12 protein-coding genes are annotated in these 12,766 nt (G+C 35.6%); 11 read left to right on the top strand and 1 reads right to left on the bottom strand.

Annotated features, from left to right (window positions below):
* Positions 1–381 precede the first annotated feature (381 nt).
* The 10 genes from BR43_RS09595 (at position 382) to BR43_RS09550 (ending at position 10,972) form a co-directional block, all read left to right on the top strand.
* On the top strand, positions 382–621 hold the full coding sequence (locus BR43_RS09595; RefSeq protein WP_034561492.1) for a hypothetical protein: 240 nt from the start codon (positions 382–384) through the stop codon (positions 619–621).
* The gene (locus BR43_RS09590) at positions 618–1,565 is read left to right on the top strand and encodes a carbohydrate ABC transporter permease (protein ID WP_051933899.1); all 948 of its coding nucleotides are present in this window, start codon (positions 618–620) and stop codon (positions 1,563–1,565) included. The genes BR43_RS09595 and BR43_RS09590 overlap by 4 nt, the downstream gene beginning before the upstream one ends.
* Positions 1,562–2,392: a carbohydrate ABC transporter permease gene (locus tag BR43_RS09585; protein ID WP_034561491.1), complete on the top strand. Its 831-nt coding sequence runs from the start codon at positions 1,562–1,564 to the stop codon at positions 2,390–2,392. The genes BR43_RS09590 and BR43_RS09585 overlap by 4 nt, the downstream gene beginning before the upstream one ends.
* A gap of 48 nt (positions 2,393–2,440) precedes the next feature.
* Complete coding sequence (locus BR43_RS09580; RefSeq protein ID WP_034561490.1) at positions 2,441–3,799, top strand: hypothetical protein; 1,359 nt, start codon at positions 2,441–2,443, stop codon at positions 3,797–3,799.
* An 81-nt stretch (positions 3,800–3,880) separates the two neighbouring features.
* Positions 3,881–4,996, top strand: a complete 1,116-nt coding sequence (locus BR43_RS09575; protein ID WP_034561489.1) for a glycoside hydrolase family 88 protein — start codon at positions 3,881–3,883, stop codon at positions 4,994–4,996.
* 30 nt (positions 4,997–5,026) lie between these two features.
* Positions 5,027–6,820 carry a DUF2264 domain-containing protein gene (locus tag BR43_RS09570; protein WP_034561487.1) on the top strand — a complete coding sequence of 598 codons (1,794 nt, stop codon included), beginning with the start codon at positions 5,027–5,029 and terminating at the stop codon, positions 6,818–6,820.
* Between the two features lie 13 nt (positions 6,821–6,833).
* Positions 6,834–7,163, top strand: a complete 330-nt coding sequence (locus BR43_RS09565) for a cupin domain-containing protein (protein WP_034561486.1) — start codon at positions 6,834–6,836, stop codon at positions 7,161–7,163.
* Between the two features lie 456 nt (positions 7,164–7,619).
* Entirely contained in the window at positions 7,620–8,699 is a 1,080-nt protein-coding gene (locus BR43_RS09560) for an acyltransferase family protein (RefSeq protein WP_051933898.1), read from the top strand.
* Positions 8,700–8,855: 156 nt separating this feature from the next.
* Positions 8,856–10,121 carry a PTS cellobiose transporter subunit IIC gene (gene celB / locus BR43_RS09555; protein ID WP_034561484.1) on the top strand — a complete coding sequence of 422 codons (1,266 nt, stop codon included), beginning with the start codon at positions 8,856–8,858 and terminating at the stop codon, positions 10,119–10,121.
* A 137-nt stretch (positions 10,122–10,258) separates the two neighbouring features.
* Entirely contained in the window at positions 10,259–10,972 is a 714-nt protein-coding gene (locus BR43_RS09550) for a GntR family transcriptional regulator (protein ID WP_034561482.1), read from the top strand.
* A 57-nt stretch (positions 10,973–11,029) separates the two neighbouring features.
* On the opposite strand, the gene BR43_RS09545 is transcribed toward BR43_RS09550, so the two are convergent.
* On the bottom strand, positions 11,030–11,860 hold the full coding sequence (locus BR43_RS09545; RefSeq protein ID WP_034561481.1) for a chitosanase: 831 nt from the start codon (positions 11,858–11,860) through the stop codon (positions 11,030–11,032).
* Positions 11,861–12,443: 583 nt separating this feature from the next.
* Between BR43_RS09545 and BR43_RS19130 the strand changes: the two genes are divergently transcribed.
* Complete coding sequence (locus tag BR43_RS19130) at positions 12,444–12,758, top strand: hypothetical protein (protein WP_051933897.1); 315 nt, start codon at positions 12,444–12,446, stop codon at positions 12,756–12,758.
* Positions 12,759–12,766 lie beyond the last annotated feature (8 nt).

The following is a 12,766-nucleotide window of genomic DNA, read 5'->3' as shown; positions in this document are numbered from 1 at the left end:
TTTTATTTCCTCCCTATCTAGGATATTATTTAAAGGTTTAACTACTAAATCATTTACCAAAAGTTCGTTCTTTTGAATTTTACCATATCTAACTGAAAAATGAACCAATCTACTTGGAATAAATTAAGTTTGTTGAGATAAATCGTTATAAAGCTAGAAGAGTTATTATGAGAAATAAACCTGTTTTTGAAAATTAAGGAATCAGCGGAAGGTTAGGAAAATACTTGATATTGTTCATTTGTGAGCAACCTTTATTTAACGTTAGGTTAAACGATTAAAATTATTTCAAAAAAAGTGTTGACATCTATATAAATAATCAGTATATTAAACGTGTAAACGCTTTATATTTTTAGGTTAAACGTTAAAGTTAAGGAGGTTATCATGTTAACTTGGTTCGTCGCTATTGTATTAGTTTTAACAGAAGGAATCATTCCTCATTATCGTCAATTATCACATAAACAGCTATTCGGATGTCGAACGGTTAGTTTTGTGGCCATGATGGTTTTAACATTTTTTATCATTGAGAACCTACCGTTGCAATTAATCGTTTTAATCTGTACATGGTTCTATTATTTCGTTGCGCTATCAGCATTCTTTAAAAAAGAGCAAATAAGTAAATGAAAACAGAAAGGAATGAAAGAGGAGTGAGTAAACAAGCAAATGTTACATTGAATGGAAAGAAAAAAGGAGTACAAAAAAATCGTTTTGGCTATTATTTCCTAGTACCCTTTTTCCTAGTTTTTCTAGTCTTTAGTCTATACCCGATTATTTACACATTATATTTAAGTTTTACCGCATATGACGGATTCACGGATCCGGTTAATATCGGAATGGCTAATTATCTCCGTGTATTCACAGATGCAAAATTTTATGATGCTTTAAAAAATACGGTGGTCATGTGGGTGATTGGCGTTATTCCACAATTTGGCTTCGCCTTTGTGCTAGCAGCTATTTTTAGCTACAACAATATCAAAGGAAAAGGCGTCTATCGAGCTTTGTATTATTTACCTCGACTCGTAACAGCCGTGTCTATTTCAGCGTTATTCAATCAATTCTTAAGTTATCCATCTGGAATTGTCAACCAAGTTTTGTTAGATATTCACTGGATTTCAGAACCTATTAATTTCTTAGCGAATCCAATCTTTGCTCAAGGTTCAGTCGGATTTATTCATTGGTGGATGTATTTTGGAAATACAATGATTTTAGTGATGGCGGGGATGACAGCAATTTCGCCAAGTATGTATGAGGCGGCTAAAATCGATGGAGCGAATTCCTGGCATATCTTTTGGAAGATTACGATGCCACTTTTGAAACCGATTACTATCTTCTTGTTTTTAAGTTCGTTAGTCGGGGGAATGCAAAGCTTCGATGTGCAACAAGTTTTAACTGGAGGAATGGGCGCACCAAGAGGCAAACTGATGACGGTTGTCATGTATTTATATAACACGGCTTTTGAATACAACAACTTTGGCTACGCAGCAGCAATTGCGTACTATCTGTTTATCTTTATCGCTTTCTTCTCTTCATTCTTATTAATTAGTCGATTGCGAGGAAATAAAAAATGACGAAAAAAATCACAGGTAAAAAAATTGGCTTATATGCTTTCTTGATGATCTTGGCATTGATTACCTTTTTTCCTTTTTATATTATGATTGTCAACGCAACTCGTAGTACGGGCGATATTATGTCGGGGTTCTCTTTGATTCCAAGTACCTTTTTAGCTGAAAATTTTAAAGACATGCAGGCTCGAGTAGATGCGGTAGCAGCTTTTAAAAATAGCTTGATTATTGCTACTTTGTCAACGGCGTTAACGTGTTACTTCTCATCTTTAACGGCATATGCCTTTGTGGCCTACGATTTCAAATATAAAAATGCCTTATTTGGAGCAGTTCTCGTTATTATGATGATTCCGTCACAGTTAAGCATTATTGGATTTTATAAATTCGTTAAAAACATGAATCTATTAAATTCATATGTACCACTAATCGTGCCGGCAATTGCTAGCGCAGCAACGGTCTTCTTTATCAAACAGTATACCGAAAGTGCCTTATCTCGCAGTATTATTGAATCAGCTCGAATTGACGGAGCTTCTGAATTTGGTATTTTTAATCGAATTGCTTTGCCAATTATGAGTCCAGCGATTTTCACGATGGGAATTACAAGTTTTGTAGGGAGTTGGAATAACTATTTAACACCTTTAATTTTATTGTCAGATCCCAAAAAATACACGCTACCATTGATTATTCGGATTATAAATTCGGACGTTCAAGATCCAAGTGTTGGAGCAATGTACTTATCTATTGCGATTTCAATTGTTCCGATTATGGTTGTATTCTTTATGTTTTCTCGTTATATCATTGATGGCGTTGGCTCAGGTGGCGAGAAGGAATAGTAGGTATAAAATGATTTTCAACTAATTTAAGAGAAGAGGGAATGGAAAATGAAAAAAAGTACGTTGAAAAAGATGATGACGGGTGTGGTAGTTTGTGGAACGATGTTAACGTTAGCTGCTTGTGGAAATAGCGGCAGTCAAGCGGATTCAAAGGGATCTGGGACTGGCGATGCAGCTAAAAAAGAAGAGATTGTTGAAACGGATAAGCTAGTTGTTTGGACATCAGCGAATCAGGTCAAAGCGAGTTCAGAGCAATGGGGAGCAGATAATAACAAAGATGTCCAAGTTGTCCTTACGCCGACTGCCGATTTCCAAACAAAATTAAAACAAGGTGTATCGGACCCTAAAACGGCACCTGATGTCTTTGTTGTAACGAAAGATTCAGTTAAAGAATGGGTAGACAAGCCTGGTGTGAGTTTGAACATTAGTGAAGTTTTTGCAGATGAAGCGGCAGATTATAAAAAAAATGCCTATAAAGAATTAGTTGAACTCGGAACGGATTCCAAAGGCAACCTGCGCGGATTTACAGCTGAATATCCAGTAGGTATGATGTTCTTTAATCGTGAGGTTTCTGAGAAAGTCCTAGGTACACAAGATTTAACCGAAGTTGCAAAAGCAATGAGTTCTGAAAAAAAATGGATTGAAGTCAACGACAAGCTTCAAAAAGAATATGGCGGCAAAGTGAAATTATTTGGAACAATGCAAAATGTAAACAATATGCTTTTTGCCCAAAGACAGAAACCATTTGTTGAAAATGATACATTTACGATTACGCAAGATATTGCCGATTGGTTTGATACGGCTAAAGTCATTCACGATAACAAGATGTACCTAGAAAAAGGTGAAGGTGATGCCTATTTCGCAGGTTTTAATAACGATAACTTTTTCATTGATTTCTTACCAAGCTGGGGCTTTAATTCTAAGATCAGACCACAGATTACGGACAAAGAAGGCTCTGGTAATTGGGGGATGACGAGTCCGACCTATGCATATAATCGTGGTGGTAGCTACTTCTTTATTACAGAGCAAGCAGCTAACAAAAAGAATGCGTGGGAATATATTAAATCGCAAACAGTTAATCAAGATACGTTAATTGAAGATCAGTTTACTAAATTAGGTTATCCTTCAAGCAAAACCGCTGCGCAAGCACTAGTTGATAAAAACTATGTGGAACCGCTACTTGGGAATCAAGATGTTTTTGGCGAATATCAAAAACAAGCTACCATTCAAGAGAAAGAATACAAAGATATCGTTACGAAATACGACGTGAATTTGGTGAAATTCTTAGGTGATTTATTAGACGCCTATGGTAGTGGATCTGTTTCAAGAAAGGATGCTCTTAAGGAATTAGGCGATCAGATGACTTCAGCATATCCTGAATTGACAGTTAAAGAGGATTATAAATAAGCGTAAGAAAATTGAGGCTAGGATGCTTTTGTCCTAGCCTTGCTTACTCATAAAATGTTTAGTTAAAGTGGAGGGAACAAGGTGGATACACAAATATGGTCAAAAGAAGTTTTAGAAAAAATTCATGAAAAAATGTCAGTGATGAACCAACGACATACGGGGAAAATTCCTTATATTGCGGTTGATGGTCATTATAATGATATGAACGAGATAAATATTGCTTGGTGGACGAACGGTTTTTTTGCAGGAACGTTATGGCAGTTATATCAAGAAACTCAAGAAGTGGCTTACCGAGAGAATGCAGAAAAAATCGAAAGCTTATTAGACCGCTCGCTGATTGAATTTGTTGGTTTGCATCATGATGTAGGCTTCATGTGGTTGCACACATCCGTTGCGAATTACCGTTTAACAGGAGATGAATTTTCTAAGACAAGGGCCATTCATGCAGCTACCTTATTGGCAGGTAGATTTAATTTAAACGGTGGATTCATTCGAGCTTGGAATAAAGACTTCCTAGGTTGGGTAATTATTGACAGTATGATGAACTTGCCGCTTTTGTATTTTGCGGCAGAAGTGACAGGAGACACCCGTTTTGCACAAATTGCCACCACTCATGCGGATACGATTATTGAACATTTAGTTCGTCCAGATGGTTCTGTTGGGCATATTGGGAGTTTTGATTCTGAGACAGGAGCCTTTATTGAGCTGTTGGCTGGGCAAGGATATGCACCAGATTCTGCATGGACACGTGGTCAAGCATGGGCGATTTATGGCTTTGCATTATGTTATAAATATACTAAAGATGAACGCTATTTAGCGGTAGCTCAAAAAATCGCGAATTATTTTATCGCTCATGTCAGTCAGACGGATTATGTACCGATTGTTGACTTTAAAGCACCGATTGGCACCACTAAATTAGATACAAGTGCTGGAACGTGTGCAGCCTGTGGTTTGTTGGAGATTGCAGAATACGTTAACGAGAGCGATGCTGTTCTTTATCGTCAAGTTGCTGAGAAAATCTTACGTAATACGGAGGAAAAGCATGGCAATTGGAATCTTGAGGAAGATGGAATGATTGAAAATGGCAGTCATTCCTATCATCAAGTCGCAGAAACGCATATTCCCTTGGTTTATGGGGATTATTTCTTTGTTGAGGGAATTTTAAGATTACAAAACAAAGCCTTTGATATTTGGTAGAGTCAGAAAGTAATGGATAGGAGGAGCAAAATGAGTGAAATAACTAATCGTGAAGAGCTAGTTGCCTATTATCAGAAATTGGTAGGCGCTACTAAGGCGTATCGAGAGGAGGGGAACGGTCGCTTAAAATTAGGCTATTCCAGCGCCCATTATGATGACGATCAAGCAGAAATCGAAGGTTTTCTGAGATTGCTATGGGGCGCGGGACCTCTTGAAGGAGCTGAATCATCTGAAGATTTTGCTTACTTTAAAGGGGGGATTTTGGCTGGTGTTGATCCTAAGTCAGAGCATTACTGGGGAGCTGTTCAGGATTTTGATCAATTAATTGTTGAAATGGCGGCACTAGCAGTCACGATTATGACGACGAAGGAACAGTTTTGGGATTCGTTAAATGAAGAGAATCAACTAAATTTATATAACTGGCTAGATCAAATTAATCATGTAGGGGTTCATCGGAATAATTGGCGCTTTTTTAGAATTTTAGTGAATGTTGTGTTTATTAAATTAGAAAAACCTTATTCTGAAGCTTGGTTGAAGGAAGATTTAGATGCAATTAATAGTATGTATTTGGAGAAAGGGTGGTATTTTGATGGCAATCCACAGCAAATGGATTACTATATTCCTTGGGCGTTTCATTATTATGGTTTAATTTATGCTAGTGAAATGATGGAACGTGATCCAGAGCAGTCACGTTTGTTTATTGAACGAGCAACAGAATTTGCACAGGATTTTCGTTATTGGTTTGATGAGAATGGCGCGGCGGTGCCTTATGGTCGTAGTTTGACCTATCGTTTTGCGCAAGGTGCTTTTTGGTCAGCGTTAGTATATGCCGATGTTGAAGCTTTGCCTTGGGGTGAGATTAAGGGAATTTTATTGAAGCATTTCACTTATTGGTCAGGTCAGTCTGCTTGTCGTCTAGATGGTATTTTAAGTCTAGGGTATGGTTATGAAAATATGTATATGACAGAAAGTTACAACAGTCCCGGCTCACCATATTGGGCTTTTAAAACTTTTTTACTACTAGGTGTGACAAAGGATCATCCGTTCTGGAAAGCCGAAGCGATTTATCCTCAAAAAAATGCAGAACATCTGATTTCTACTGCTAAAATGATGCTGACGAATGAAAGTAATCAGAATGTCTTGCTTTATCCCGCAGATCAATTTACGACTCAAGCTCATGCGGCAGAAAAATACAGTAAATTTGTTTATAGTAGCCGTTTTGGATTTAGTGTAAGTAAAGATATGCTAACTTTAAAACAAGGTGCATTTGATAACACATTGGCGATTTCAGAAAAGGGCTTAGATCATTATATTATCAAGGAACGAACAAATCATAGCCAAGTAACTCAAGAGTATCTAAAACATCAATGGATACCAATGCCAGATGTTGAAGTGACTACGTGGATTGTTCCTTTAGGAGCGTGGCATGTTCGGATTCACGAGATTAAGACACAACGTGAGCTGGATATTGCAGATGGAGGTTTTAGCAATTGTACGACGAATGGTCATGCTAAGGATCAAAAGATTTTTGAGTTTAAAAATGGCTTACTTCATCGTAGTGAGGTTGGGACGATTGCTAGTCTAAATATCCAAGGATATCATGAATATGAAGGACTTTTTGCTGATCCTAATACGAATCTACTTTTTCAGCATACAGTGATTCCAACGCTGAAAATAACATTGGCAGTAGGCGAACATGTGCTGATTAGCGGACATTATGGAAGTGTTGAAGTGGATAGTCCAGAGGATAGTCCAGAGGTACAAGCTTTAGTAAATGGGTATCAAGTTGAATATAAGAACAAAAAAATAATGATTACGAAATGAGGGTTCAGTTAAAATGATTCAACATTTTTTTAAAACAGAAAATCTTGAAATACTGGATTTAGGAGATGGGGTCAAACGTCAAGTTTTAGCGTATGCAGATAATCTGATGACCATTCATGTTTATTTTGAAGAGGGAGCGGAAGGAAAACCACATCATCATCCCCATGAACAGATTACGTACGTGCTAAAGGGTAAGTTTGAATTTACTGTTGGCGACGAAAAGCGTGTTGTGACAGCTGGGGATACGATTTATAAAGAACCGAATATTGTTCATGGAGCGATTTGTTTAGAAGCTGGTGAATTGTTGGATATCTTTACTCCAATGAGGGAAGATTTTATTTAAGTGAAAAGATTTTAGTGGTTACTAGATTAGTTTAGTGACCACTATTTTTTTGCGTAAAACAAATAAATAATATGGTTTGATTTTAAATGATGATTATTTTTATAAATATATATAAGTTTAATGAGATGATTATATGATAAATCTAGGAGAGTAAAAAAGTCAAAAGCGGGAGATGTTCTAGGTGGCTATCCATAGTTGATTTATTCGTAATTCTTTACAATAGATTATGTGATAAATTTAAATAAAAAATAAGCGTATATAGGAAAAGTAAACATACCAATGATATAAATCAAGCTTTAGTCCCGAGAATATTCAGACTTAAGTCGGAAGAGTGTTTTTTTCTTCGATGCTATACTTTTGGTAGTTGATGAATTGGATGCAGGTAAAGCTAACTAAACTAACATAGAAAAAGTTAGTTTTAAAATTCATAACGTTTAGAATGGAGAGGAAAACGCTATGATAGAGCCTATTTATTTGGAAAATAATCAAAAAGCACTGCCGAAAAGTAAAACGAAATGTTATGAGAATCTTGACATCGCAAAATACATTGCGTCATTTTTAGTTATTGTGATACATACTGCACCTTTATTAGAACAAAGCAAGTTACTAAATTATGGATTAATGAATGTGATTGCACGAGTGGCTGTCCCTTTTTTCTTTGTTTCTTCTGCATTTTTTTTTCGTAAAGGAGTTTATAGAGATAAAACCTATTTTAGAAAATATATGCACTCGACAGTTAAATCCTATCTAATTTGGAGTTTAATTTATCTTCCAATTGGAATGGAATGGATTGCTACCAATCTCGATTTACCGATTTATTTATATCCAATCGCCTTGATTGCAGGAGTCTTTTATGTGGGCGTTTATTATCATTTATGGTACATACCGGCTTTAATTTTTTCATTAGTCGTTGTTCATTGGTTGCTGAACCGTTTTAGTTATAAAGTTGTGTTTACATTATCTGGTGTATTATATGGATTTGGTTGCTTAGAGACCTATTATGGAGTGATTCAGAATAAGCTAATTCTAGCAGGAATTGATCAGTATATGCATATTTTAGGTACGACTCGCAATGGTCTGTTTTTAGGCTTAATCTTCATTACTATAGGCTTTTTTATGTCAGATTTTGAAGCAAAATTAAGCCAATATCGTTATGGTTGGTTGCTCTTAATCTGTGGTGGTTTAGTGGCTTTAGAAGCAGCTTACCTATACAAACAAACACGATTAGATATGAACTTTTTGGTGATGCTAGTTCCGCTGTCATTTGTTCTATTTCAATTTTTACTGCAACAATCTATTGATTGGTCCTTTTCGATTGCTGAGCTAAGGGAGACGAGTAAATACTATTATTTTTCACATGGAATTTTTCTGTTTTGGTTTCCATTCATTTTTTCATTGTTTGGTCTAGATTGGATATGGGAAGGAAATGGCATCCTGCGTTTCTTGTTAGTGTTGGCTTGTACGCATTGTACGTCGATATTTTTGGTATATATTAAAAAGCTTTCATTGATTTTGACGGAAGTTTCTTTAGGATAAATCATGATAATTACTTATAATAAAAAACTGGCTTCTCTTAAAGTCAGTTTTTTAAAATACATATATTAAAATTAAAAGTATAGACATTTAAAAATAGTGGTGTTACAATGTTTTTGTAATCGATTACAAAAATATATTAAAAAGGACTGAATGTTTATGAATGGATTTATGGACTCGTTGGGGCAGAAAATTATGCCAATTGCTAATAAGTTAGGTCAAAATCGGTACTTATCTGTATTAAGAGATGCATTTATGTTGTCATTTCCCTTAACTATGTTTGGATCAATTATTGTAGTTATGAATAATTTACCTTTTTTCAATGACGCAACAAAAGGAACTTTGAATACGCTGTTTGGAAATGGACAAAATGCTACAATGAGTATTATGTCAATTTTTGTTACGTTTGGTATTGGCTATTATTTATGTAAATCTTATGATGTAGAAGGTATTTATGGCGGTGCGGTTTCGTTTGCTAGTTTTTTACTGGTAACGCCATTTTTTATGACGACTTCAGAAGGTACTGAAATCAGTGGGGTTTTATCATTGGATCGTTTGGGTGCCAAGGGGATGTTTATTGGGATGATTGCTGCTTTTATTGCCGCAGAAATTTATTGTTTTGTGACGAAAAAAGGGTGGCAAATCAAAATGCCTGATGGTGTGCCGCCAGCAGTTGCCAAATCATTTGCCGCATTAATCCCAGCAATTCTAACTTTAACTTTCTTTTTATTGGTGAATGCTGGAGTTACAGGTTTATTTAACACGAATTTACATGATGTGGTTTATGAGGTTATTCAAAAACCATTGGTTGGTTTAGGTAGTAGTTTACCAGCAACCTTGATTGCGTTATTCTTTGTTCAATTTTTATGGTTCTTCGGTTTACATGGTCAAATCATTGTTAATTCGGTGATGGATCCAATCTGGAATACATTAATGTTAGAAAATTTGGAAGCGTATAAAGCTGGAAAAGAACTGCCGCATATTATTACGAAACCATTTATGGAAACTTTTACAGTTGGCTTAGGTGGCTCTGGGATGACTTTGGCTGTTGTTTTAATTATGGCTTTTGTGATGAAAAAGAAGCAATATCAAGATATTGGGCGTTTGAGTTTGGCACCAGCATTATTTAATGTAAATGAACCTGTTATTTTTGGGATGCCAATTGTGTTAAATGCAACGATTTTAATACCATGGATTGTAGCGCCACTTATTGTTACTACATTAAATTATTTAGTGATGGCGGCTGGATTAGTACCGGCGCCAACAGGAGTCTCAGTTCCATGGACTGTTCCGATATTCTTTAGTGGTATGTTAGCAACAAATTCCATTTTAGGTGGGTTGCTACAAATAATTGATGTAGTGATTGTTGGATTTATTTGGTATCCATTCCTTAGATTATTGGATAAAAATACAGAAATGGGTTAATGATTAATTTAGATAGTAGAATGAAGTCTTGTTATTTTCCAGGATTTCTTCTACTTTTTTATAAGGTTTGATAGACAAAATAATCGAAAAAAGATAGAATTAAACTATATTTACTAAGGCGAAAGGTAGGGTTAATTATGCAAAAATATATATTTATTTCCAATGATATGCGTAATAGAATCCTTGAGGGCGTCTATAAGGCGAACCAGCAGATACCCTTTGAAAAAGATTTATGTGTGGAATACGATGCGAGTAAGATGACAGTGAAAAAAGCGTTAGATCTATTAGTATCTGAAGGATTAATCATTAAGCGGCGTGGTTCAGGAACATTTGTCAAGGATTTATCAGTAGATGAAATTGAGCGAATTGCTGTAGCGAATCAATTTCGCGGAACAACTGCTTTACACCCAGATAAAAAAGTTGAAAGTCAGATTTTGGAATTTTCGGTTATCCCTGCACCAGAATTAGCTAAAAATAAGTTGAATTTAATTGCAGATACTTTTGTTTATGATATTTATCGTGCGCGGTACATTGATGGAATTCCTCATGTGATGGAGAAAATGTATATGCCTATTGATCTAATTCCTGGATTGAAGAAGGGGAATGTAGAGGGATCAATTTATGGATATATTGAAGAAGATCTGGGACTTAAGATTCAGAGCGCTCATCGAAAAGTCACAGTTAGAAAGGCAAATGCTGATGAAATTAAGTATTTGGAGCTGAAGGAAGGTGATCCTGTTGCTGTTGCTGAGCAAATTGGTTATTTTGATACAGGAGCCGCTTTTGAATATTCCATTTCAGTACATCGATACAATGAATTTTCAGTGGAAATGATTTTAACGAGGGATTAGAGTGCTGGCAAATAAAGATTAAAAGCTCTTTTCAAAAAAATGAAAAGGGCTTTTGGGTTATTTCTTAATCTCGAATGTCGTCCCATACATTTTCCACTTTAAGGGTGGTGCTAAGTCGAAGTTTTTTTCTTTCAAAAACTTCCCTTGAGCAATTGTCCGACTTAAATCTTCATGAGCTTCTTCTAACCTCATAACGGCATCTCTAGCACTAATGAAAGCTTTTAAAAACTCAGTTTCATTGCCACCTTCACTAGGTGTTATTGCTTGTTTCAAAGCTTCTTCTCGAATTCCTGGGAAGCTTTCTTCTGGTGGGACAGAACCATCTCCAGGTCCATGCATCACAATGGCATCATAGTACATAAATTGACCTAATGTTGATAAACCATCTTTTTTTGCTTGTTCAACAGCGGGGTTGAAGTAGATTCGATCGCGAATAGTATTTTGTGCTTGTTTGAATTTCTCATCGTGGCTTGCTTTTTTCCAATCTTCTTCAAAATTCTTTCCCAATCCTTCAAGAGAATCTGATCCATTGACCTTTTTTAAAGCAGGTAGGTATTTTGCTAAGACATTATCTGGAACATCTTTTGTATAATCTTCAACCAGCTCTAACATATCGCCTGTACCCGAGCAAAAACCAATAATCCCAGCAGTATATCCTCGACCATCATGGATATCTTCGATATATTCATACTGTGCTTTCCAATCTAATGAGGAATTTTCAGCACTAGAAACAAGTTCCATCGCAATTTCTTTTTTTGCAGGTGTTTGAAGGGAAATCCTGGTTTTTTCCTTATTTGAAGCTTCGGTTTTTGTGGTTGCTCCACATCCAATCAGCGCGACTCCTAGAGATAGTACAGAAAGAGTATATAGCAAATGCTTTTTTTTCATCTTTGTATTCTCCTTTTTTAAGTAGTTTTTGTAAATCAATTTTTTTATTGCATAGATATAAAGTTAATATATAGTGTTGTTCAGTTAATGTAAATGCTTTCTTAATAAGTTGGAATGCTTTTTCATCTTTAGGGAAGGGTTACAAAATAAAACAAGCTGTTACTTAATTACAAAGCTATTAAATTTGAATTTTAGAAAATAATTTGTTGAATTTAAGAAAACTGATGTCATAAAGTGAGGTGAAAGAATATCAAAAAAGATAGAAGGATTTAAAAATAGTAGAGAATTAGAACAATGTTTTATTGCTTGGGCGGCGTTAGACATTCTTTTAGAGGAAGATTTTGATGCCCGTGTTTATGAATGGGTTCCGAAGTGGGATCAAGGATTTGCTTTTGGAAATATCAATAATGGTGGAGGTGATGAACTAGTTGGGTTATTTGGTGAAGAAAAGTGTATTTTAAAAGGATTTGACCATGAATCTGTTTTATCCCCTTATGTTCAAGAAAAATTTGGAGTATATAAAGGAATCTATGAAGAGGTTCCTCAAGAACTATTAAAACAATTAGCTGATCCAGCAATTGAGATGGAAAGTGTAACTTTTTGTCTTTGGCGAGAAAGCGATAAAGGCAATTGGCAAAAGGGTTCTGTGCTTATTCCAGAAGGTGAAAGTGACGGAGAAGATTATCTAATTGGGTATGTTCATCCAACGATTGATGAGCATATTGAGTGGGTGGCGGACTACTATGAACAGGATCTCAATCAGCAGGGTAAGCAGCTAGTTGAGATGATTTATGCACAAAAAACATTAAATCAAAGGATATTAAGCGAGTATGGTTTTTCAGATGAAAGTAAACGGATTTTGGATGAATTAAAAGAGATGGGTTATCCAGTTAATTAAATTTAAAA

Origin of the sequence: Carnobacterium gallinarum DSM 4847 (genome assembly GCF_000744375.1) — a bacterium.
Classification (GTDB): Bacteria; Bacillota; Bacilli; order Lactobacillales; family Carnobacteriaceae; genus Carnobacterium; species Carnobacterium gallinarum.
The sequence above is the reverse complement of the archived record's forward strand: the minus strand, read 5'-3'. Positions and strand labels throughout refer to the sequence as shown.